This window comes from Streptomyces sp. AgN23, from assembly GCF_001598115.1.
GTDB classification, from domain to species: domain Bacteria; phylum Actinomycetota; class Actinomycetes; order Streptomycetales; family Streptomycetaceae; genus Streptomyces; species Streptomyces antimycoticus.
In genome coordinates this window covers 6,203,468-6,227,152 of the sequence record NZ_CP007153.1, presented here as the reverse complement: position 1 = coordinate 6,227,152, position 23,685 = coordinate 6,203,468, and the positions used below count along the sequence as shown (strand labels likewise).

Genomic DNA, 23,685 nt, shown 5'->3' with positions numbered 1-23,685 from the left:
CCCGGCACCCCTGCCGTTGTCGCGGTCAGGCGTTGGGGCGTTGGTCGGTGGCAGCCGCCTTGGCCATGGCCTCCAGCTGAGCCAGCATCGGCATGGGATCGGTGCCGACCGTGCCCGGGAGGAAGTCGGCGATCTTCTCCGGGGTCCAGGCGCCCTCGGTGTATCCGGCACGCAGCTCACGGGGCTGGGCCCAAACCGCGATCTTGGGGCCCGCGATCGTATAGACCTGGCCGGTGATCCGCTCCGCGCGGGCGCGTTCGCTCAGCAGATAGACGACCAGGGCCGCCACGTCCTCCGGCTCGCCGATCTCCTTGAGCTCCATCGGCACGTTGGCGGACATCCGGGTGCGGGCGACCGGTGCGACGCAGTTCGCCGTGACGCCGTACTTGTGCAGCCCCAGCGCGGCGCTGCGCACCAGGGAGATGATCCCGCCCTTGGCGGAGGCGTAGTTGGCCTGGGCGACGCTGCCCTGGTGGTTGCCGCTGGTGAAGCCGATCAGGGTGCCGGAGCGCTGGCGGCGCATCACCGCCGACGCCGCCCGGAAGACCGTGAAGGTGCCCTTGAGATGGGTGGCGACCACCGGGTCCCACTCCTCCTCGGACATGTTGAAGAGCATCCGCTCGCGCAGGATCCCGGCGACGCAGACGACCCCGTCCAGCCGTCCGTACTGGTCGAGCGCGGTGTCCACGATCCGCTGGCCACCGGCCATGGTCGAGACGTCGTCGGCGACCGCGACCGCCTCACCGCCCGACGCCACGATCTCCTTGACCACGGCCTCGGCGATCTCGCTGCTCGGTTCGCCGCCCTCGATCGAGACCCCGTAGTCGTTGACGACCACCTGTGCGCCTTCGGCCGCGCAGGCGATGGCCGCCGCTCGTCCGATACCGCGTCCGGCCCCGGTGACGGCGACCACCTTGCCGTCCAAGAAGTTGCCCACGTCGCATCCCCTCCCGGAGTTTCTGACGGTCCGTTAGATTTTTGAGCAGACGCGGCCCGAGTACAAGCCCTCGCGCACAAACGTCGACCGGGAACGACGAAGGAGATGCCATGCCGCTGCCAGCCGAGTTCCACGAGATCGCCAAGCGCGTCAACAATTGGGGCCGCTGGGGGACGGCGGACGAGATCGGCACGCTCAACCTGATCACCGATGCCGTGGTCCGGGAGGCCGCCGCGACGATACGGACCGGTCGTCGCATTCCCCTCGCGGTGCCGCTACGACAGGACGGCATCCAGACCGGAATGATCCCCGGGCGGATCAACCCGCTGCATACGATGATCGCCGTCAACTTCGAGATGTTCGACCCCGGCACCGTGGCGACCAGCGACGACGCCGTGACGATGGGGCTCCAGGCCGGTACCCACTGGGACGGGCTCACCCATGTCTCGCACTCCGGCAGGATCTACAACGGCCGCCCCGCCGACTCCATCACCACCCATGACCGCGCCGCCTTCAGCGGTATCGAGAAGGTGGGACCCCTCGTCTCGCGCGGGGTGCTCCTCGATGTGGCGCGCGCCCGGGGCGCCGAGCGGCTGCCCGAGGGACATACGGTCACCCCCGAAGACCTCGACGCCGCCGAGGAACTGGCCGGGACGACCGTGCGCCCCGGCGATGTCGTCCTCGTCCGCACCGGGCAGATCCAGCGGTACCTGGCGGGCGAGAAGGAGGCATACGCCTACCCCTCACCGGGCCTCTCCCTGCGCACCCCGGAGTGGTTCCACGCCCGCGATGTGGCGGCGGTCGCCAACGACACCTTGACCTTCGAGGTCTTCCCACCGGAGATCGAGGACCTCTGGATGCCGGTCCACGCCCTCGATCTGGTCGAGATGGGCATGCTCCAGGGCCAGAACTGGAATCTGGAGGAACTCTCCGACGCCTGCGCCGAGGAGGGGCGCTACGTCTTTCTGCTGTCGGCCCCGCCCGAGCCGTTCGTCGGCGGCACGGGCGCGCCCGTCGCCCCCATCGCGATCCTCTGACGCCCATCCCCCTGACACCCATCCCCTGGCGCCCGGCCCCGCCGCCGCCTCGGCGTCCCCAACGTGCGCACCGGGCGGCGCGCGTCGGGCCCAGAAGGGGAGGGCGGGTCGATCTTCTCGGGCGGCGGTGCGCTCATGCGCGCCCCGAGCACGGCACCGCGCACCGCCACCCGACTCCCGACGCTGAGCCCTGGTTCAGCAGCGGGGGCGCGACCCGCACTCGCCAAGGAACGTCACCGTGAACACAGGGCTCACAGAGACACCACAGCCCTCGGCGTCCCCTCGCGACGAATCGCTGACCCTAGCGTGATCAACCGAACACGTCACGTCAACACCTGGTCTGGACTTTGCCTGGTTCGTCCCATGTGTGACGGCGCATGAGAGGCCGCCCGCCTCTTGGAAAGCGGCTCCTCGCCCTTCGCGCGGTCGATTTCACACCAGATCCGCTTGCCGGAGCCCTCCGGCTGCCAGCCCCACCGGTCGGCGAGACCGTCGACCAGCTCCAGACCGCGCCCATGAGTGTCCCCCTCATCGGCGCAGCGCTGGCGCGGCGCGCGGTCACTGACGTCGGCGACCTCGACCCGGACCGTTCCCAGACCCGGACCCCGGCTCACGAACGGCCCTGGGGCCCCGCCCCCGCCGACACCGCCACCGTTCCCGTTCGCGCCGCCCCCGCCGCCCATCGACTGGGCGGGGAAGAGCATCCGCAGCACGGCCGGACAGCCGGTGTGTACCACGGCGTTGGTGACAAGTTCGGAAATGAGCAGAATCAACGTCTCAGCGAGCGGCTCGTCGGCTCCGATCCCTGATCCGACGAGCCGCGAACGGGCCCACCTACGGGCACGGCTCACCTCCGCCGGATCGGGGCGGACCTCCATCTGCGCCTGAAGCACCTGCACTGCTCACACCATCCGAACCGGCACACACATCGCCTTGTACCTCCAAGAGGTCACGGACCGTGACACTCCCCCAGCTACCGCTGGGAGACTTGCGCGACAGCATGGTTGACGTACAGTCACCCCAACAAGCGCTTCGGTCATATTCCAGCGCCAAGGAGTATGCGTGGGGCATACTGTGCGACACACGTCCTGAGGACTCGAACACCGAAGCTCGGGCGTCGCGTACCCCGTGCGAGCGGGGCGCGTCGGCGTGCCCGGAATCGCCCCATGGGCAACGCCGGGCTTCTTGCACCCCATAAGCGCTCGCACCCCACGGAGAGTACCCGAGCCCGGGCCCGACTCCCCCCTGTGACGAGTCACGCCTAGGAAACAACCTGGTATCAACGCTCGGTCACCTCAGACGCTCTGGGGATCTCCCCAGAGAATGCGACATCCCAACAATTCAGGCGTATCCATCGAGCCCGGCTACAAACATCTTTCAACGGTCGACACGAGCCCGGCGGCAAGTTCCTCCTCCGCCGCCGCCGCGCACTGCCACTGACCTGCCCGCACCCAGGCCCGCTTGAGATGCAGATGGACATCCGCCTCCCAGGTGAAGCCCATCCCACCATGGACTTGCAGACAATCGCGGGCATTGTGGACAGCGGCCTCATCGGCGAGGAGCTTGGCGGCCGCGATGTCACCCGGGTCTTCTGTGACCGCCGCCGCATACACCACACTTCTGGATGATTCCGCGCGTACCAGCATCTGGGCGCACAGATGCTGGACGGCCTGGAAGGCGCCGATCGGCCGGCCGAACTGGGTGCGCCGCTTGGCGTGGTCCACCGCGAGCTCGACCGTTCGGGAGGCACTGCCGAGCTGTTGTGCCGCGGTCAGCAGCGCCGCCTCGCGGCGCAGTCGGGCGGCGATCCCCGAACGGCCCGGCCCCGCCTGATCCTGCCGGGTTCGGTTCGGCTCCGTCCGGTGCAGCGGGGTGGCCGGGTCAACGGACCGTATCGGCTCCGCCGCACGCGCCACCTCCGCCGCCAAGATCAGCTCGACCACCGACGGCCCCAGCGCCAGTACCGCGTCGGCGGAGGCCAGATGCTCCACCGGCGTACGCGACCCCTCCTCGTCCAGCGCCGTCACCACCGTCTCACCCTGAACAGCCCCCGCCGCCAACCCCGAAAGCCTCGCCTCCAACGACCCCGGCACCGCACCCCCCGCCGCCCAAAGCCCCGAGAGCCCGGCCGCCAGTTCCGTCGCGACCAGCGGCCCCGGCAGCAGTGCCCGGCCCGCCTCCTCGAAGGCCAGCACCGCCTCCGGCAGCCCCAGCCCCACCCCGCCGGCCGACTCCGGTACCCGCAGCGCGAAGAGACCCGCCGCGCCCAGCTCCCGCCACAGCGCCCGGTCCAACTCCGCACCCCGCTCCGCGTCCCCGTCCACCACCGCCCGCAGCCGGGTCCGCGGAAAGCGCCGCTCCAGCAGCTCGCGCATCCCCGCCCGCAGCGCCCGCTGGTCGTCCGTGAGCTGGAAGTCCACGGCCCCGCTCACCGTCCCTTCGGCAGGCCGAGGATCCGCTCGGCCACGATGTTCCGCTGAATCTGCGAGGTCCCCGCCGCGATCGTGTACGAGAGCGACGAGAGCCGGTCCGCGACCCACTCCTGACCGGCGTCCAGCGCGTCCGGCCCCAGCACCTCGGCGGCCGCCTCGTACAGCTCCTGCCGCACCTGCGAGAAGCGCAGTTTGAAGACCGAGCCGCCGACGCCCGGCACCCCGCCGGTGCGCTGCGCCTCGCTCACATTCCACTGGGTGAGCCGCCACAGCGCCGCGCACTCCGCGGCGAGCCGCCCCAACCGGCGCCGCAGCACCGCGTCGTCCCAGCGCCCGTTGGCCTTCGCCGTGCGGGCCAGCGCCTCCAGCACCCGCCTGCAGGCGACCACTTCGCCCACGAAGGCCGTACCGCGCTCGAAGGAGAGGGTCACCATGGTCACCCGCCAGCCGTCGTTCTCCTCCCCGACCCGATGGGTGACCGGCACCCGCACCTCGTCCAGGAACACCTCGGCGAACTCCGCCGTACCGGCGAGGGTCCGCAGCGGCCGCACCGTCACCCCGGGCGCGTCCATCGGCATCGCGAGCCAGGTGATGCCCCGGTGCTTGGGCGTGTCGGCGTTTACCGGCGCGGTGCGCACCAATAGTTCGCACCAGTCGGCGATCTCGGCGTGCGAGGTCCAGATCTTGCTTCCGCTGACGACATACGTATCGCCGTCCCGTACCGCCCGGGTGCGCAGCGACGCCAGGTCGGAGCCGGCGTCCGGTTCGGAGAACCCCTGGCACCAGACCTCGTCCCCGCGCAGGATCGGCGGCAACCAGCGGGCCCGCTGCTCGGGGGTGCCCTCGGCGGCGATGGTGGGGCCCGCGTGCAGCAGTCCGACGAAGCCCGCGCCCACATAGGGCGCGCCGGCCCGCTCGGTCTCCTCCAGGAAGATCAGATGCTGGGTGGGCGTCGCGCCCTGGCCACCCGCGTCCTTGGGCCAGTGCAGCCCGGCATAGCCCGCGTCGTGGAGCATGCGCTGCCAGCCGCAGTCATAGGCGCGGCGACCGGGCCAGTCGGCCGGATGCGGGCGGTCCGGCAGCGTGGGCAGGGCGTCGGCGAGCCAGGCGCGCAGCCGGTGCCGGAAGTCCTCCTCATCGTCCGTGAAGGCGAGATCCATCGGCAGCCGACCTCCCTTTCTGATGGGCCGTCAGACAAGGCGGGCATCCGCAGGCTAGTCCGCACCCCCTGGACCGACAAGGCGCGCGCCCTTACGCTTCCACTACTATCTGATGGGTCGTCAGTTGTGGTCCGAGCCGGGTCGGCGCGCGGTTCAGCTCCCGGGCTCCCGGGCTCCCGGGCTCCCGGGCTCCCGGGCTCCCGGGCCACGATCACGCGATCGCCTCGAACGGTTCCGGAAGAGTTCCACGGGAGGCCGGGATGACCGACGTCGCGCACGACGCGCATGAGCTCGGCAGCTCGGCGACGCTGTGGGAACTGCTCGAACGGCGCGCCGTGCTCACCCCCGACGCCCCCGCCCTGCTGCAGGCCGGCGCCGCCGCCCGCCATGACCGGCGGCTGACCTTCGGCGCCCTGCGCACCCGCGCCGAGCGGACCGCCGCCGGGCTGTACCGGATGGGGATACGCCCCGGCAGCCGGGTCGCCTGGCAGCTGCCCACCCGGATCGAGACGGTCGTGCTGACCATGGCGCTCGCCCGCCTCGGCGCCGTGCAGACCCCGCTGATCCCCTACTACCGCGACCGCGAGGTGCGGTTCGCGCTCCGCGAGTCCGGGGCGCGGTTCTTCGCCGTGCCCGGCCGCTGGCGCGGCTTCGACCACACCGCGATGGCCCGGCGCCTGGCCGCCGAACTGCCCGAACCACCGCTGGTCTTCGAGGCGTACGACACCCTGCCGGTGGCCGACCCCCAGGCCCTGCGGCTGCCGCCGCCGCCCACCGACGGGCGGGCCGTCCGCTGGATCTACTGGACCTCGGGCACCACCTCCGACCCCAAGGGCGTACTGCACACCGACCGCAGCCTCATCGCCGCAGGTGCCTGCCTCGCCCACGCGCTGCGCCTCGGCCCGGACGACGTGGGGTCCATGGCCTTCCCGTACGCCCATGTCGCCGGGCCGGACTACACCGTGATGCTGCTGCTGTACGGCTTCCCGGCCGTGCTGCTGGAGCACTTCTCCCTGCCGGAGTCGCTGCCCGCCTACCGGCGGCACGGGGTGACGGTCGCGGGCGGCAGCACCGCCTTCTACTCGATGTTCCTGGCCGAACAGCGCAAGGACCCCTCGCGCAAGCTCATCCCCACCCTGCGGCTCCTCGCGGGCGGCGGCGCGCCCAAACCGCCCGAGCTCTACTACGAGGTCGTACGGGAGCTGGGCTGCACGCTCACCCACGGCTACGGAATGACCGAAGTCCCCATGATCACCATGGGGGCGCCGGACGATACGGACGAGAACCTCGCCACCACCGAGGGCCGGCCGCCCCGGGAGATGGAGATCCGGGTGGTGGACGGCCAGGTGGGGCTGCGCGGCGAGGCGGTCTGCGCCGGATATCTGGACGACGCCGAGACCCGTAAGGCGTTCGACGCGGACGGCTTCTTCCTTACCGGCGACCTCGGCCACCTCACCGACAGCGGCCACCTGGTGCTGACCGGCCGCGCCAAGGACATCATCATCCGCAAGGGCGAGAACATCTCGGCCAAGGAGATCGAGCAGTTGCTGTACCAGCACCCGGACGTGGGTGATGTGGCGGTGATCGGCCTGCCCGACCCGGCCCGGGGCGAGCTGGTCTGCGCGGTGGTGGAGCAGCCGGCGGGGGCGGAGGCGCTGACGCTCGGCCGGGCGGTGTCCTATCTGCGCGCGGCGGGGCTGTCGGTGCACAAGCTGCCGGAGCGGCTCGAAGTGGTGGACGCCCTGCCGCGCAATGAGACGCTCCGTAAGGTGCTCAAGTACCGGCTGCGGGAGCGGTTCGCGGAGCACGGCGCCCAGGCGGCACGCGAAGAAGCCCAGGACCGGGACGGCGCCTGAGCCCTGGCCGCTGGCCGCGCCGCCCCAGCCGCTGGCCGCGCCGCCCCAGCCGCTGGCCGCGCCGCCCTAGCCGTTGGTCGTGCTGTACGTGGCCGTCGCCTGCTCGAAGTAGCGGTTGACCGCGCTGCGCTCGTCGGACGGGCCGATGACCAGGACCACGTGGTAACGGCCGTCGATCAGCATCGCGAGGTTGCGCGCGTACACGTTCCGCCCGCTGCTGTCGCGCCAGCTGAACGAGCCCTCCGCCATCGCCGTCCGGCCGACGTCAATCCGCCGCAGCCCCGAGGACGAGGCCCAGGAGGAGCCGCGGAAGGCGGCCAGTTCGGCCTCGCGGTCCTGCTGGTACGCCATCGGGTCGCCGCCGAACTCGGACATCTTGTCCCGTCCGGCCACGACCACCAGCTCGAAGTCGCCGCCGATGTAGCGGATCTGGCCCCGGCCGTTCTCGCCCCGGCGGGTCCAGTCCTCGTGGACGGCGACCTTGAAACCCTTGGGGTCCTTGCGCACCGCGAAGCCCTTGGCCAGTCCGGCCGGGTCGGTGGACTGCGGCTCCTGGTCGCCGGGGTCGGCCGGCTTTCCGGCCTCGCCCCCGTCGCCGTCCCCGTCCGCGGGGTCGTGCGGCGCCGCGCTCGGCGTACCGGACGAACCCGTACGCCGCTGGCCGTCGTCGTCCTTGGCGCGCGGCATGAACATCATCGCGTAGAGCACCGCCGCCGCCAGCGCCAGGAAGATCAGCAGCAACAGCATCCGTCCCAGCCTGCGCGGCTTGCGCTGGGCGGGCGCCGGGGCCTGCCGGGTCTCCCGGGTCTCCGTGTTCTCCCGGGGAGGTCGGGGCGGCCGGGGCGCCCGGGTCTCCCGGGGTGCCCGAGTCTCCCGGGACGCCCGGGCCTCCCGGGCCTCCCTCTTCTCCCGCTTGTCGCGCCGATGCCGGGCGTGCCCGGCCGCCGCGTCGGCCGCAGCGGCCGGGCGGCGGCCCCGGCCCCTGCGCACCAGCCAGCCCCGCCGGCGGACTATCGGCAGCCGCCGGGGATCGGACACCCCGCCCGCGCCGAGCGACGGCACCGTGACCGTGCTGCTGCCGACGTCCGGCTCGGGCGCCGACCGGATCAGCGACCGCAGCCAGCCGCGCAGCTCCTCGAACTCCGGACGCTCGGTGGGATCCTGGCGCATCAGCGACTCGACGACGGGGCGCAGCGGACCGCATTCCTCCGCGTACGCGGGCGCCTCGCCGCAGACCATCTGCACCAGCTCGGCGGCGCTCTCCTCCGGGTACGGGGCATGGCCCTGCACCGCGCGGAACAGCAGCACGCCGAGCGCCCACAGATCGGCGGCGGGGCCGACCGGGGGTGCCAGCCGCCAGTTCTCATGGACGGGTCCGGCCTGCTCGGGTGCCCACCGCTCGGTGACGGCGCCGACCACGACGATGCGGGCCTGGCGGGCCCGTTCGGCGGCGAGCGCGGTGGCGGGGCCGCCGACGGCGGCTCCGCCGGTGTCCCAGGAACCGCCGCCTTCGGAGGCGGCCGGCTGGGCGCTCTCCTCACGGTCCGGCTGGCCGGGCCATCGGGCGCCGCCGGGCTCCGGCTCCGGCTCGGGCGCGGCCGCGGAGGCGGGCTCGGGGGTGTGCGGGGAGCGGGTGGCCGCCTCGACGTTGGCCCGCGCGGCGGCTCGCGCGCCCGCCGCGTAGGCGGCGATGGCGCTGGCCCGCGCGGCCCGGGCGGCCGCGCTCGGCGCGTCGGCACCGGCGCCGCCCGGTTCGCCCTCCCTGCTTCCCGGCTGCCCCGCCCGGCGCGGTCCGGGCAGCCCGCCGGCGGCCCCTTGGTCCCGGTAGGGAGCCATGGGGCCGCCGGTTCCCGGACCGAACGTCACCTGATCCCGGTACACCGGACCGCTGGGGCCGGGCCTCGAACTCGGCTCCGCCGCCCCGTGGTCGCCGTAAGGCGTCCGCGGCTCGGGCAGGCCCGTCTCCGTGCCGTGGTCGCCGTAAGGCGTCCGTGGCTCGGGCAGGCCGGTCTCCGCCCCGTGGCCGCCGTAAGGCGTCCGTGGCTCGGGCAGGCCGGTCTCCGTGCCATGGCCGCCGTGCTCCCGGCCCTCGGCGTCGGCCCGGGAACCCGTCCCCGCCGGTTCATGGCCACCGTAAGGGCCGCCCGGGGGCAGGAAACCCCCGGCGGCACCCTGGTCGCGGTAGCGCGGGCCGCCCTGCGGCCGCGCCGCGCCGTCCTCTCCCGTACGGGCCCCGGGGATGGCGGCGCGCCCTTCGTCTCCTCGCCCGCCCTGGCCCTGGGGACGGTCCGGCTGATCGCCGGAGCTCGCCGGGCCCTGCGGCACGGCGGCCGGGGCCTCATCCGGCCGCGGCTCCTCGGCGGCGGGGGCCTCGGTCGACGGCGAGGACGCGGGCGCCGGAACGGGGTCGTAGCCGCACAGCGCCTCTTCCGCCGCGCCCGCCGCCAGCCCCATGAGCATCGCGCGGCCGTCGTCGCACAACAGCACCGTTCGGGCGGTGATGTTGCGGTGGACCCAGCCATGGGCGTGCAGGGCGCCCAGCGCCGTAAGGATGTCGTTGGCGACCTCGGCGGCGCGGTGCGGGGACAGCGTGCCCTCCGCCAGCAGCGCGGCCAGCGGACGGCCGGAGACCAGTTCGCTGACGATCCACAGGCTTCCGGCCTCCGCGAAGACATGGAAGACCTGGCCGAGTCGAGGATGGTCGGGGATCTGCGCGGCGGACGTCGCCGCCGCGATGGCGCGCCGGACGGCCGGATCACCGCCGCCCCGGGCCGTACGCCCGGCACCGGCGAACGTGCCGGTCCGCCCCGAGGGCCCGCCGCCGCCCCACCGCGCGTCCTCGTCGACGACTTCGGCGTCGACGACCTCCGGCAGCGGTATCTGCCGCAGATGGACTTCCTGGCCGCTGTAGGTGTCGAAGGCGCGGGTCTCGATGAGTTCGTACTCATCGGCGGGTGGAAGGGGCAGGCGATAGCGGTCGGCCAGCACCCGGCCCGCGTACTCCTCCACGACGCCTCCCCAAGCGCGCGATCAACGCCGCCCTCATCAGCGATCAGCGCAGCGTGAAACCGTCAAATGTGGTCGTTTTTGGCGGGTTCCAGCGGCTGCGCACAGTCTAGGGCCTCTCACGATACGTGCCCGAACGACGCTTCGCCGACAGGAGTGTTCAGTCCGTAATCTTGAAGGTGTCGAAGGCGGTCTGCCGGAGGGTGGCGCACTCCTTGTCGTTCCACTTGCTCGCCTCGCAGGTGATCAGTATGGCGAAGCCATGGCTGCCGTCCGCCTTGAAGCCGCGGTTGAGCACCCGGACCCGCTTGCCGTCCTGATCGCGCTCGAACTGCCAGTCCGCGACGGTCGGATAGCCGCGCCAGTCGATCGACTTGATGCCGAGGCCCTTGTAGCCGGCCATGGTGCGCCGGGCGTTGTCCTCGCCCTTGCGCCAGTCCGCCTCCGCGTCCGACCTCGGCGCGTCGGTGAAGTCGATCTGAATACGCGGAATGCGCGACCCGCCGTAGTACTTACGGCTTCCGGCATAGCTCCCGGAGTGGACCGACCAGCCCTCCGGCATGGCCATGCTGAACGGGAAGTCGGAGGACTTCACGGTCTGGTAGCCGTCGGGCAGACCGCCCTTACCGCCGCTGCCCTTGCCCTTACCGCTGTCGTCGCCGCTTCCGCCGCCGCCCTTGCCCGAGTTGTCGTCCGAGCCCTCGGAGGCGTCCGTGCCGGGCCGCGACCCCGACTTTCCGCCGGAGTCCCCCGCCTTCGGCGACTCGCCCTCCGACTGGCCGGCCTTGTCGGCGCCCTGGCCGTCCTTGGCGCCGCCCGAGGCCCCCGCAGAGGTGGACTTGTCACCGCCCGAGGCGCCCTTGGCCTTGTCGCCACCGTCCCCGCCGTCGCTCAGGACCACGGCGAGCACGGTGCCCACGATGGCGAGCACCACGACCACCGCGATGATGATCAGCGTGCGCCTGGGGACCACATCGGTGATCGAGGCGCGCGGCGGTGCGGCGGGCCGCGGGGCGGGCACGCCCTCGGGGGTCGCGGCGGCCGACTCGGCCTTCGCCGCCGCGCCGGACTTCGCCGCGCCGGACTTCGCCGCTCCGGCCTTCGCGGCCCCGGAAGCGCCGGACTTCTCCGCCGGCTTCGCCGCGCTCCCGCTGTCCGCCTTCTTCGTGGCCGCCGCGGCCGCCGCGTTGCGCACGGACTTCAGCGCACCGCGCCTGCGCTCCGAGACGGCCGACTCCTTGGCCTCGGCGGCGGCCTCGTGCTCCGTCGGGGCGGGCGGCAGGCTCATCGTGCGGGTCGCGTCGGCGGGGACCTTGGTCTCCTCGGGGGCGCTCACCGCGTGTTCCAGCAGCGCCCGCGCCCCGGCGTCGTCGAGCCGCTGGGCCGGGTCCTTGGTGAGCAGACCGTAGATGACCTCCTCCAGCGGGCCCGCGTTCTTCGGCGGCTCCACCGGCTCGGTCATCACGGCGGTCAATGTCGCTATGGCCGTGCTCTTGTCGTACGGCGGCACACCCTCCACCGCCGCGTACAGCAGCCCGCCCAGCGACCACAGGTCGGCCGGCGGGCCCGGCTTCTGGCCGCGGGCCCGCTCCGGGGAGATGTAGGAGGGCGCGCCGACGAGCATGCCGGTCGAGGTCACCGACGGGTCGCCCTCGACCTGGGCGATGCCGAAGTCGGTGAGAACGACCCGGCCGTCGTCGGAGATCAGCACGTTGGAGGGCTTCACATCGCGGTGCAGGATGCCCGCCTGGTGGGCGGCGCGCAGCACATCGAGGACGGCGAGCCCGACCTCGGCGGCGCGCCGCGGGGTCAGCGGGCCGTCGTCGCGGACGACATCGGCGAGCGAACGCCCCTCGATGAGCTCCATGACGATCCACGGGCGGTCGTCCTCGTCGACCACGTCATAGACGGTGACGGCACCGTTGCTGCGGATCCGGGCGATAGCCTTCGCCTCGCGCAGCGTGCGGGTGATGAGCCGTCTCTTCTCGTCCTCCTCCACGCTGGACGGGAAGCGCAGCTCCTTGACCGCGACCGTACGGCCGAGGGTCTGGTCACTCGCACGCCAGACCGTGCCCATGCCGCCCTGACCGAGGATCTCCCCGAGCCGGTACCGCCCGGCGAGGAGGCGCCCAGTCGAACCCTGCGTCTTCTCAGCCTCCGACATGCGACCCCTCTGCGAATCTACCCACCCTGAACCCACCCTGGGAGAGCGTCCATTGTCTCTCATCCGCGGACCCGGAACCGCCGGGGGTCCGGGGCGCGGCGTGGCGGCCGCCGCGGTACCTGCGACCATCTGGAGGTACGCAGGAAACGGAGGTCCGTGTCATGCCCATCTCCGCCATACGATGGCACAGGCGGAGCCGTATGCCGACCGCCGTGGCACTCACGGCCGCCCTCGGACTCGCCCTGTCCGGCTGCGGAACGGCGGCCACTCAAGCGGGCCGGGACGCGGACTCGCGGGCGAGTGGGGGCGGTGGTCAGGGCGGCGCCGTGCGCGGCGCCGTACGCCGGCTGGCGGCGCAGGGCGACGCGCCGGGGGCGGCGGTGCTCATCCGCCGGGCGGGCGGGGGCACACGGTTCGTCGCGTCGGGGGTCGCGGACGTCCGCACCGGGCGCCGGATCCACCGGAGTGACCACTTCCGAGCGGGCAGCCTCACCAAGACCGTCATCGCGGCGGTGACCCTGCGGCTGGCCGCGCAGGGGCGGCTCGGCCTGGACGACACGCTGGAGGAGCACCTTCCGGGACTGGTGCGCGGCCACGGCAACGACGGCCGGAACATCACGATGCGTCAGCTTCTGAACCACACCAGCGGGCTGTTCGACTACACCGAGGACCCGGCATTGGCGCGTCAGCTCTCCGCCGCGGCCGACGGCACCCGCACCCCCACGTCCCTGGTGCGGACCGCCCTCACCCACCGCCCGTACTTCGCGCCCGGCACGAAATGGCGCTATTCCAACACCAACTACGTCCTGCTGGGCATGGTCGTACAGCAGATCACCGGCCGCTCCTACGCGGACCAGGCCCGGCGCGAGGTGCTCGGCCCCCTGCGCCTGCACGGCACCTCCTTCCCCGGCACCCGCACCACCCTCCCGGCCCCGCACGGCCGCGCGTACACGCGCGAGAGCGGGACCCGGGACAGCGGGGCCCGGGGCGACGGCGCCCGACGTGATGTCACCGACCTCAACCCCTCCTACGCGGGGGCCGCGGGCGAGCTGGTCTCCACGCTCGACGATCTGAGCCATCTCCTCTCCGGACTGCTGCGCGGCACGGTCGTGCCCCGGGCCGAGCTGCGGCAGATGCGGAACACCTCCGCCTCCGACGGCCAGTACGGCATGGGTCTTTTCCCGGTGCGGCTGTCGTGCGGGGTGACGCTGTGGGGCCACAACGGCGAGATCAACGGCTCCTACGCACTGGCCGTGGCCACTCCCGACGGCCGCCACACCCTCGCCTACCGGCTCAACAGCACGGCCGCGTCCGGGCTGGCCGCCGAAACGTCTCTGCTCGAGGCCGAGTTCTGCCCTCCCCGGTAAGCCACCGATCCCCGGTAAGCCACCGATCCCCGGTAAGCCACCGATCCCCGGTAAGACGCCGATCCCCGGTATGCCACCCATCGCCGGTAAGCCACCCATCGCCGGTAAGACGCCGATCTCCCACGGCGGGATCACGCACCTCCTACAGCGGGATGATGTCCGGCGCGCCCAGCCTCGCCGCGTCCGCCGTCAGATCGTCCGGCTGACGCTGGGACTCGCGCTCGGCCTCCACCCGCTTCTCGTAGTGCTCGACCTCCCGGTCGGTCTGGTCCTGGCCCCAGCCCAGCACGGGCGCCATCAGCTCGGCCGCCTCGCGGGCGCAGCGCGTACCGCGGTCGAAGGTCTCGATCGAGATGCGGGTGCGGCGGGTGAGGACGTCGTCCAGATGGCGGGCCCCCTCGTGCGAGACGCCGTAGACGATCTCGGCGCGCAGATAGTCCTCGGCCCCGGCGAGCGGCTTCCCCAGCGACGGGTCGGCCGCGATCAGGTCCAGCACCTCCTGCGTCGCCGAGCCGTAGCGGTTGAGCAGATGCTCGATCCGCGCCGCATGCAGCCCGGCCTGCCGGCCGATCCGCTCCCGGGCGTTCCACAGCGCCTTGTAGCCGACGGCGCCGACCAGCGGGATCTCCTCGGTGACACAGGGTCCGACCCGGCGGTCGAGGCCGTGCACCGCCTCGTCCACGGCGTCCTTGGCCATCACCCGGTACGTGGTGTATTTGCCGCCCGCCACCACCACCAGGCCCGGCACCGGATGGGCCACCGTGTGCTCGCGCGAGAGCTTGCTGGTGGCGTCCGACTCCCCGGCCAGCAGCGGGCGCAGCCCGGCGTAGACGCCCTCCACGTCGTCGCGGGTCAGCGGCACCGCGAGGACCTCGTTGACATGCTCCAGCAGATAGTCGATATCGGCGCTGGAGGCGGCCGGATGGGCCTTGTCCAGGTCCCAGTCGGTGTCCGTGGTGCCGACGATCCAGTGCCTGCCCCAGGGGATCACGAACAGCACGCTCTTCTCGGTGCGCAGGATCAACCCGGTCGTGGAGTGGATGCGGTCCTTGGGAACGACCAGGTGGATGCCCTTGGAGGCCCGGACATGGAACTGCCCGCGCTCCCCGATCAGCGCCTGCGTCTCATCCGTCCACACCCCGGTGGCGTTGACCACCTGCCGGGCGCGGACCTCGAACTCACCGCCCTGCTCCAGATCGTGCACCCGGGCGCCGACCACGCGCTCGCCCTCCCGCAGGAAGCCGACCACCCGCGCGCGGTTGGCCACCTGCGCGCCGTATTTCGCCGCCGTGCGCACGAGCGTGGCCACATAGCGCGCGTCGTCCATCTGGGCGTCGTAGTACTGCAGCGCCCCGACCAGCGCGTCCTTCTTGAGGCAGGGGGCGACCTGCAGCGCCCGCCGACGGGACAGATGGCGGTGGGCGGGCAGTCCGCGGCCGTGCCCGGAGGAGATCGACATGGCGTCGTAGAGCGCGACACCCGATCCCGCGTAGAGCCGCTCCCAGGCCCGGTGCTGCAGCGGATACAGGAACGGCACCGGTTTGACCAGGTGCGGTGCGATCCGCTCCAGCAGTAGTCCGCGCTCCTTCAGCGCCTCGCGCACCAGTGCGAAGTCGAGCATCTCCAGATAGCGCAGTCCGCCGTGGACCAGCTTGCTGGACCGGCTGGAGGTCCCGCAGGCCCAGTCCCGTGACTCGACCAGAGCGGTCTCCAGGCCGCGCGTGGCGGCGTCCAGCGCGGTGCCCGCGCCGACCACTCCGCCGCCCACGACCAGCACATCGAGCTCACGGTCCGCCATCCGGGCCAGCGCCTCGCCGCGCTCGGCCGGTCCCAGTGCCGGTGTCTTCACCGCTGCCTCCCGTTGCGATCGACGTCACGCCGCCCTGCCGATTTTCCTGGCTTTCGCTCCTCCGTGCCATGCCGCTGCCGCGCCCACCGCCACGACACCGCGCCAACACCTCCCATCAATACTGAATACGAGTCATATTTCCGCTTAGTCTGCCTGTGGGGGGTTTGCGCCATCCGACATCGTCCCGGGAAGGACGACACGACGTCATGCCCGCAGATCTCGCCGTCATCGGACTCGGTCATCTCGGTATTCCTCTCGCCCAGGCCGCCACCGCCGCCGGCGTCCGTACCGTCGGCTACGACCCCGATCCGCGCGCCGCCGCCGACCTCCGGTCCGGACGGCTGCCCTCCGGCTCGGGCGGCGAGGGCCGGCTGTCCGCCGCCGAGCTGCGCCGGATGGCCTCCCAGGGCTTCCGGATCACCGCCGACCCCGCCGAGCTCGGCCGCGTCCGCACCGCCGTGATCTGCGCCCCGACCCCGCTCGGGGACGACCGCAGACTGGATCTGTCGGCGGTCGGCGAGGCGGCCCGTACGCTCGCGGCACGGCTGCGTCCGCACACCACCGTTCTGTTGGAATCGACCGTGTACCCCGGCACCACCGAGGAATTCCTCCGTCCGCTTCTCGAGGAGGGATCCGGGCTGCGGGCCGGGCGCGATTTCCACCTCGCCTACTCCCCCTGCCGCCACGACCCGGGCAACCGCGCCCACGGCCCCGCCAACACCCCCAAGGTCATCGGCGGCCTCACCCCCGCCTGCACCGAGGCGGCAGCCGCCTTCTACGGCCGCTTCACCGAGAAGGTCGTCCGGGCCCGCGGCACCCGCGAGGCCGAGACCGTCAAGGTCCTGGAGACCAATTACCGGCACGTCAACATCGCCCTGGTCAACGAGATGGCGGTGTACTGCCATGACCTCGGCGTCGATGTATGGGACGTGGTCCGCTGCGCCGAGACCAAGCCGTTCGGCTTCCAGTCCTTCCGCCCGGGCCCCGGCGTCGGCGGCCATGGCGTGCCGGTCGACCACGGCCATATGGCCGACCAGCAGCGCGGCCTCGGCCTCCCGCTGCGCATGGTGGAGCTGGCGCAGCAGGTCAACGGGCGGATGCCGGGCTATGTCACCCGCCGCTGCACGGCCCTGCTCAACGAGTACGGGAAGTCGGCGCGCGGCGCGCACGTCCTGCTGCTGGGCGTCGGCTACAAGGCCGACGTAGCCGACGCGGAGGGCTCGCCCGCCCGGGAGATCGCCTCCCGGCTGATCGAGCTGGGCGCGCGGCTCAGCTACCACGACCCGTACGTGGCGCGGTGGCGGGTGCTGGGGCGCCAGGTGGAGCGCGCCGACTCGGTGTACGAGGCGGCGGCCGACGCCGACCTGACCGTCCTGCTGCAGCCCCACCGCACCTACGACCTGCAGGGACTCGCGGTGAAGGCCCAGCTGCTGCTGGACACCCGGGGCGCGGGTCCTGCGGGGACGGCGCACCGGCTCTGACCAGCCCCGACCCTCGCTTCGTCAACGCCGCCGCGCACGCCGCGGCCGGAACGCGGCCGCCAGCACGATCAGCGCCGTGCCGCCCAGCACGAAGATCACCGCGCCCGACGGCGCCGACCGCACATCCGCCGTGAACGTCATCGGGGCACCCCAGGGCAGTCCGTCGGCGGTGGTGTAGAGCTGGGCGGTCAGCCGCACCGGGCCGTTCGCGTACGCCTTCACCCGGATCCGTACCGTCCGGCTCACCGCCCGTGACGCCCGGACCGGCATCGCGCGGTCCCGGGCGTTCAGCCGCTCGGGGCGGCTGGAGAGAACCCGCAGCTCCACCCCGGTGAGGTCCTGCTGCAGCCCGTTGTCGACGGTGACCGGAATGGTCGCCGAGCCCCCCGCCACCACCACCATGGACTTCGGCACCAGCCGCACCGACGCGATCGAGGCGGTCAGATAGCGGGACACCCCTTGCTGGTACGAGGCGGCGCCCGACTGGTCGGCGCGCCAGGCGGTCGCGACGGAGCGGGCCAGCGCGGCCCGGACGGACGCGGCGGTGGCCCGCGCGTCCGACAGGACCTTGGCCAGGGCGCGCATCCGCCGCCGGTCCCGGACCACCGCCGCGAGCCGGGCGGGCGGCAGCTCGGAGGCGTGCCGGGCCAGCGGATAGCCGTCGAAGCCCCGCAGCCGCCCCGCCGTGGGCTTGCGCAGCGCGGCCGCGAACCCGGCCGGCTCCAGCCACCCCGCCTTCCGGCCCTCGGCCACCACCGTGAGCAGCACCCGGGCGACCGCGAGCGACATCCGGCGCGGGGGCACCATCACCAGCTCGCGCCGGGCGTACGGCAGCTCCCGTGCGGCCGTCAGCGTCTCGGCCAGCAGCCGCTGCCGCAGCAGCAGCCGGGCGGGCTCACCGGCGGCACCCGCGGCCGGGTGGCTCGCGAAGAGCTGGGCGGCGATCGCCGCGTCGTAGCGCAGCGCGGTCGTCCCGCCCTCGAGCGAGACGGCGCCGTCGTCGGTGGCCCCTTCGGAGACCAGCTCGCCCTCGGAGGCCACCCCGGCGCCGGAGGCGAGCACCGTGTCCAGGCCGAGCTCCTTGGCGTACCGGGCGATCCCGTCGTCCAGCTCACCGCCCGCGGGCCAGCCCACCCCGGTGCGCGCGTGGACGCCCAGCGCCCGGTCCACCACGCTCCGGCCGGTGCGGGAGGCCCCGCGCAGCAGCCCGGTGAGCGGGGCGCCGCCGCCGCGGGCGAGCGAGGCCAGATCCGGGTCCGCGAACGGCAGCGCGATCACCTCCCGGCCCCGGACCGCCGCACGGAGCGCGGCCAGCCAGTCCGCCGCCGTCTCGCCGCCCTCCCCCTCGGTGGCCTCCTGCGGATCGCTGTCGCCGGGCGTACGGGCCACCCGGTAGCCGGCGGCCATGGCCCGCGCCTGGACGATCAGATCCGGATCGAGGACCCAGGTGACCGGCTTCCCCTTGCCCATCTCGACCAGCCGCCGCAACCGGCCGCCCGGCCCGAAGGCGGCGGTCAGCTCGTCGTCGCGGAAGACCGGCAGCACGCTGTCCTGGGTGCGCAGGGTCAGCGCCTCCATGCGCGGGGCGTCCAGGACCGGCCACAGCACGGTGGTGCGCAGCGGCTCCAGCCGCGTGGCGTCGGGGTACGCGGACAGATGGGTGCGGGTCAGCCCGAGCACGGTCCCGGCACCGGCGCCGCCCTCGCGGACGACGTTCACGGTGAGCGCGTACGCCCCGGCGTCGTCCAGCTCCAGATCGGGGACGGGCACAGTCAGCCGGAAGCCGCGCTCGGCGCCGGTCGGCAGCGCGGCGAGGCGGGCCGCGCGGCCGGCCACCTCGGGGCCGTCGGCCCGGGTCAGGGGCGTGCGGCGGGCCACGGTGGAGAGCCCGCCGCGGGTGTCGATCGCGCCGGCCGCACCGATCCGCACCCCGATATGCGCGGGACCGAGACGCCGCCCGGAGGTATTGGTGACCCGCCCGCTGATCCTCAGCTCACCGCCCTGGCGGATCACCGCGGGGGTCAGGGAGGCCAGTTCGACGGACACGGGGTACGAACGCGACGGACTGTGTGGCGTGCTGGCGCCGTACGCCCGCGACGGGCTCTGAGCTGTGCTGGCGCCGTGCGTCCGCGACGAGCCCTGAGCCGCGGTGACGCCGTACGCCCGCGACGAGCCCTGAGCCGCGGTGACGCCGTACGCCCGCGACGAGCCCTGAGCCGCGCTGGCGCCGTACGTCCCGCGGCCGGGCGCCGGGCCCACGGCCTCGGCGGGCCCGGTGGGCGTCGCCGGTACGGAAGTGATCGCGGCCAGGATCGTGGTGACGGTCGCGACGACCGCCCACCCGTACGTCCTGCCGCTCCCCACGACCACCACCTCGACGCCCGCGTCTGCCGTCCGCCCGCGCCGCACGGGACCGACGCGGTGTCACCAGCCCACCACGCCGGGGACGATGCCGCACCCGCAAGACCCCCGCCCGGGGAGGGTCCATGGGAGACCTCAGCTCTGAGGACCCCTGCGGGGTCCGCCCCGAGGCGTCACATCGGTACGCGGTGGCCCGGAGGCATCACCCCCACACGCCGCGGCCCCGAAGCGTCACACCCGCACCGTGTCCGGCCGGCGAGGGCGTGCGTCCATCGCGGTGCGCAGTGAGGCGAAGTCCTCCACACAGCGGCCCGTGCCGATGGCGACACAGTCCAGCGGGTCGTCGGCCACCAGCACCGGGATGTTCAGCTCGCGCCCCAGCCGTACGTCCAGACCGCGCAGCAGGGCACCGCCGCCGGTCAGCACGATGCCGCGGTCCATGATGTCGCCCGCCAGCTCGGGCGGGGTCTCGTCGAGCGTGGAGCGCACCGCCGCGACGATGCTGTCCACCGGCTCGGAGAGGGCGTGCCGCACCTCGTCCGCGGTCAGTTCGAGCACCTTGGGCAGCCCGGTCGCCTGGTCGCGGCCGCGGATGGTGCAGCGGTCCGGCGGCAGCAGCGCCTGGGTGTCCTCGGGGTCCTCGCTCTGGCCCGGGATGAAGACCTCGACATTCCGCTCGGGCCGCCGGACGGCCTCCGACACCCGGGGCACGGACAGCGACCCGGCGGGCGAGGCGGACCCGATGGAGACCTTGATCTCCTCGGCGGTCCGCTCACCGATCGCCAGCGCGTACTGCTTCTTCACATAGGAGGTGATCGCCACGTCCATGGAGTCGCCCGCGGTACGCACCGACCGCGCGGTGACGATGCCGCCCAGCGAGACCACGGCGACCTCCGTCGTACCGCCGCCGATGTCGACGACCATGCAGCCGGTCGGCTCGCTCACCGGCAGCCCCGCCCCGATCGCCGCCGCGATGGGCTCCTCGACCAGATGCACCTGACGCGCCCCGGCCCGGGTGGCGGCCTCCATCACCGCGCGGCGCTCAACACCCGTGATCCCGGAGGGCACGCAGACGACGACACGGGGACGGGCGAGCCGGCGGCTGCCCATCACCTTCTTGATGAAGTACCGCAGCATGCGCTCGGCGATCTCGAAATCGGCGATCACGCCATCGCGCAGCGGTCGCACGGCGACGATGTTCGTCGGCGTCCGCCCCATGGTCTCCTTGGCCGCCGAACCCACCGACAGCACACTGCCGTCGGCTGTGTTCACTGCCACAACCGACGGCTCATTGAGCACGATGCCCCTGCCCCGTACGTACACCAGTGTGTTGGCGGTGCCGAGGTCGATACCCATGTCACGCCCATTGAACGACTTGTTCTGCGCCATAAGTTGACATTATTGCTTATGCCGGATTCTGTCCCGGCACTGATGTCATTCGCACCACCGTACGGCCATGCCACTGCTACCTTGCGGTCATGATCGCGTCCGGACCCTCCGCGGCTCAGGCCCCACGGCCGGCCCGTGGCCTCGCGGCGGGCATCGCGGCGGCGCTGCTCGGGGCGCTGGTCTTCGGCTTCATCCAGGGGAAAATCGGCCACCGCGGCCAGGAGGTCGGCTACTGGGCGCTGGGCATCGGGCTGTTGACCGGCGCCGCGCTGGGCAAGCTGGGCGGCCGCGCACCGCTGCTGGCGCTCATCGGCATACCGCTCGCGGTGGTCGGCGTCTCGCTGGCGCAACTGCTCGGCGTCGCGGTGCTGATGGGGGACGAGAGCTCCTGGCCCACCGCGGACGCCCTGATCGGGCACTTCGGCCTGGTCATGGACCACTGGCGCGATGACATCCTGGGACGCAACGACATCACCTTCTACGCCGTGGCCGGCGCCGAGAGTTACCTCGTCGCGAAGCGGATCACCGAGTAGCGGCCGACGAAATCCGCATATGCCGGGCCAGTGTGTCTCCGTCCGGTCCCAGCCATGTCACGGACACCAGACACAACTTGTCTGATTGTCATGCCTGCCTGTTACTTTTATGGCTCGATAGTTTCCATCCGCGTTCCCGGCCCACAGCCGCTCATCAACTCAGCTGTCCACGGAACGCGGTCTCAACACCTTCATCCCCGGGGGAATTCCATGAGCGAGAACTGGCAGCAGCCACAGCAGCCGGGTGGCTACCCACAGCAGCCCGGCGGTTACCCGCAGCAGCCCGCCCCGCCCCAGCAGGCCGGTGGCTACGGCACCCCGCAGCCGGGCTACGGCTACCCGCAGGCGCCCCAGCAGCCCCAGCCGCAGTACGGCGGCGGTTTCCCGCCGCCCGCGCCGCCGGTCGGCCGCCCGGGCAACCCGATGCTGGCGGTGGGTGCCGCCATCGTGGCCACTCTCGTCGGCGCGTTCCTCTACGCGTTCCTGCTGAGCGCGATGGCGGACACGGACAAGACCCCGCCGGAGGTCACCCAGTTCGCCTACGCCGGTGTGGTCGTCGGTGCGCTCATCGGTCTGGCGGTCGCCAAGCTGGGCGGCCGCAACACGGGGTTGTGGGTGGTCGGCGCGGTGCTGGCCCTGGCCGCGGTGTTCCTCGGTGAGCTCTACGGCTACGCGATGATCCTGCACGATGTGATGAGCAACTACGCCGACAAGATCGGTGGCGGCGCCAGCAGCCAGGTGCTCTCCTCGAACGAGATCTTCTTCGACCACTTCAGCGACCTGTGGAAGTCGTGGAAGGAAGACTCGGACGCGCTGACCTACATCTTCATGGCGCTCGCGCCGGTCGCCGCGGTCAGCACCGCGTACCGGATCAGCAACCGCTGACCCCACGCGCGACGCGCACACAGCGACACAGGCAAGACGAGGGAAGGCCCCGACCGCGCTGCGGTCGGGGCCTTCGCTCGCGGAACGCTCAGCAGCAGACTCAGCTCTTGTCGCGGGCCGACGGGGCGACCGTGACCTCGACCCGCTGGAACTCCTTGAGCTCCGAGTAGCCGGTCGTGGCCATGGCCCGGCGCAGCGCACCGAAGAAGTTCATCGAGCCGTCGGGGATGGAGGAGGGGCCGAGGAGGATCTCCTCGGTGGAGCCCACCGTGCCCAGGTTCATCCGCTTGCCGCGCGGCACCTCGTCGTGCACGGCCTCCATGCCCCAGTGGTGGCCGCGGCCCGGTGCGTCCGTGGCCCGCGCCAGCGGGGAGCCCATCATCACCGCGTCCGCGCCGCAGGCGACAGCCTTGGGCAGGTCCCCGCTCCAGCCGACGCCGCCATCGGCGATCACATGCACATAGCGGCCACCGGACTCGTCCATGTAGTCCCGGCGGGCGGCGGCGACATCGGCGACCGCCGTCGCCATCGGCACCTGGATGCCCAGCACATTGCGGGTGGTGTGCGCGGCACCGCCGCCGAAGCCCACCAGCACACCGGCGGCGCCGGTGCGCATCAGATGCAGCGCGGCCGTGTAGGTGGCGCAGCCGCCCACGATCACCGGGACGTCCAGCTCATAGATGAACTGCTTGAGGTTGAGCGGCTCGGCGGCGCCGGAGACATGCTCGGCGGAGACCGTGGTCCCACGGATCACGAAGATGTCGACGCCCGCGTCCACCACGGCCTTGGAGAACTGCGCCGTGCGCTGCGGGGACAGGGCGGCGGCGGTGACCACGCCCGCGTCCCGCACCTCCTTCAGGCGCTGGCCGATCAGCTCCTCCTTGATCGGCTCGGCGTAGATCTCCTGCATCCGGGTGGTCGCGGTGCCCTCGTCCAGCTCGGCGATCTCCGCCAGCAGCGGCTCCGGGTCCTCGTAACGGGTCCAGAGCCCTTCCAGGTTCAGCACCCCGAGGCCGCCGAGCTCACCGATGCGGATCGCGGTGCGGGGCGAGACCACCGAGTCCATCGGCGCGGCCAGGAACGGCAGCTCGAAGCGGTAGGCATCGATCTGCCAGGCGATCGAGACCTCCTTGGGGTCCCGGGTGCGACGACTCGGCACTACGGCGATGTCGTCGAACGCGTACGCCCTGCGGCCGCGCTTGCCGCGCCCGATCTCGATCTCAGTCAC

General features: G+C 72.6%; 16 protein-coding genes. 6 read left to right on the top strand and 10 right to left on the bottom strand.

What is annotated here, in order from left to right:
• Positions 1–25: 25 nt before the first annotated feature.
• A complete protein-coding gene (locus AS97_RS27090; RefSeq protein ID WP_210565805.1) occupies positions 26–937 on the bottom strand; it encodes an SDR family oxidoreductase in 912 nt (303 codons plus the stop codon).
• A gap of 110 nt (positions 938–1,047) precedes the next feature.
• Here AS97_RS27090 and AS97_RS27085 point away from each other — a divergent pair, with 110 nt between their 5' ends.
• Positions 1,048–1,974, top strand: a complete 927-nt coding sequence (locus tag AS97_RS27085) for a cyclase family protein (protein WP_210565804.1) — start codon at positions 1,048–1,050, stop codon at positions 1,972–1,974.
• 323 nt (positions 1,975–2,297) lie between these two features.
• On the opposite strand, the gene AS97_RS27080 is transcribed toward AS97_RS27085, so the two are convergent.
• The 3 genes from AS97_RS27080 to AS97_RS27070 all read right to left on the bottom strand — a co-directional run bounded on the left by AS97_RS27080 (position 2,298) and on the right by AS97_RS27070 (position 5,566).
• Complete coding sequence (locus AS97_RS27080) at positions 2,298–2,873, bottom strand: ATP-binding protein (protein WP_059148903.1); 576 nt, start codon at positions 2,871–2,873, stop codon at positions 2,298–2,300.
• Positions 2,874–3,338: 465 nt separating this feature from the next.
• Entirely contained in the window at positions 3,339–4,394 is a 1,056-nt protein-coding gene (locus AS97_RS27075; protein ID WP_125760862.1) for an acyl-CoA dehydrogenase family protein, read from the bottom strand.
• An 8-nt stretch (positions 4,395–4,402) separates the two neighbouring features.
• Complete coding sequence (locus AS97_RS27070) at positions 4,403–5,566, bottom strand: acyl-CoA dehydrogenase family protein (protein WP_059148905.1); 1,164 nt, start codon at positions 5,564–5,566, stop codon at positions 4,403–4,405.
• Between the two features lie 260 nt (positions 5,567–5,826).
• Between AS97_RS27070 and AS97_RS27065 the strand changes: the two genes are divergently transcribed.
• Positions 5,827–7,422 (top strand): AMP-binding protein, encoded by a 1,596-nt coding sequence (locus AS97_RS27065; RefSeq protein WP_059148906.1) that lies wholly within the window; start codon positions 5,827–5,829, stop codon positions 7,420–7,422.
• Positions 7,423–7,488: 66 nt separating this feature from the next.
• Here AS97_RS27065 and AS97_RS27060 read toward each other — a convergent pair whose 3' ends face one another.
• On the bottom strand, positions 7,489–10,431 hold the full coding sequence (locus tag AS97_RS27060; RefSeq protein ID WP_210565803.1) for a protein kinase: 2,943 nt from the start codon (positions 10,429–10,431) through the stop codon (positions 7,489–7,491).
• Positions 10,432–10,588: 157 nt separating this feature from the next.
• On the bottom strand, positions 10,589–12,592 hold the full coding sequence (locus AS97_RS27055) for a serine/threonine-protein kinase (protein ID WP_210565802.1): 2,004 nt from the start codon (positions 12,590–12,592) through the stop codon (positions 10,589–10,591).
• 200 nt (positions 12,593–12,792) lie between these two features.
• Here AS97_RS27055 and AS97_RS27050 point away from each other — a divergent pair, with 200 nt between their 5' ends.
• Positions 12,793–13,959: a serine hydrolase domain-containing protein gene (locus tag AS97_RS27050; RefSeq protein WP_247204498.1), complete on the top strand. Its 1,167-nt coding sequence runs from the start codon at positions 12,793–12,795 to the stop codon at positions 13,957–13,959.
• Positions 13,960–14,101: 142 nt separating this feature from the next.
• On the opposite strand, the gene AS97_RS27045 is transcribed toward AS97_RS27050, so the two are convergent.
• Positions 14,102–15,808: a glycerol-3-phosphate dehydrogenase/oxidase gene (locus AS97_RS27045; protein WP_059148910.1), complete on the bottom strand. Its 1,707-nt coding sequence runs from the start codon at positions 15,806–15,808 to the stop codon at positions 14,102–14,104.
• A gap of 206 nt (positions 15,809–16,014) precedes the next feature.
• Here AS97_RS27045 and AS97_RS27040 point away from each other — a divergent pair, with 206 nt between their 5' ends.
• On the top strand, positions 16,015–17,289 hold the full coding sequence (locus AS97_RS27040; RefSeq protein ID WP_059148911.1) for a nucleotide sugar dehydrogenase: 1,275 nt from the start codon (positions 16,015–16,017) through the stop codon (positions 17,287–17,289).
• A gap of 21 nt (positions 17,290–17,310) precedes the next feature.
• Here the strand turns inward: AS97_RS27040 and AS97_RS27035 are convergent, their stop codons facing one another.
• The gene (locus AS97_RS27035) at positions 17,311–19,653 is read right to left on the bottom strand and encodes a DUF6049 family protein (protein ID WP_210565800.1); all 2,343 of its coding nucleotides are present in this window, start codon (positions 19,651–19,653) and stop codon (positions 17,311–17,313) included.
• Positions 19,654–19,881: 228 nt separating this feature from the next.
• Positions 19,882–21,039 (bottom strand): rod shape-determining protein, encoded by a 1,158-nt coding sequence (locus AS97_RS27030; RefSeq protein WP_059148913.1) that lies wholly within the window; start codon positions 21,037–21,039, stop codon positions 19,882–19,884.
• An 89-nt stretch (positions 21,040–21,128) separates the two neighbouring features.
• Here AS97_RS27030 and AS97_RS27025 point away from each other — a divergent pair, with 89 nt between their 5' ends.
• Together AS97_RS27025 and AS97_RS27020 are read left to right on the top strand one after the other, a co-directional pair.
• Positions 21,129–21,572: a hypothetical protein gene (locus tag AS97_RS27025; RefSeq protein ID WP_059148914.1), complete on the top strand. Its 444-nt coding sequence runs from the start codon at positions 21,129–21,131 to the stop codon at positions 21,570–21,572.
• Between the two features lie 210 nt (positions 21,573–21,782).
• Positions 21,783–22,457 carry a hypothetical protein gene (locus AS97_RS27020; RefSeq protein WP_059148915.1) on the top strand — a complete coding sequence of 225 codons (675 nt, stop codon included), beginning with the start codon at positions 21,783–21,785 and terminating at the stop codon, positions 22,455–22,457.
• A gap of 100 nt (positions 22,458–22,557) precedes the next feature.
• Here the strand turns inward: AS97_RS27020 and AS97_RS27015 are convergent, their stop codons facing one another.
• Positions 22,558–23,685 (bottom strand): GuaB3 family IMP dehydrogenase-related protein, encoded by a 1,128-nt coding sequence (locus tag AS97_RS27015; RefSeq protein ID WP_059148916.1) that lies wholly within the window; start codon positions 23,683–23,685, stop codon positions 22,558–22,560.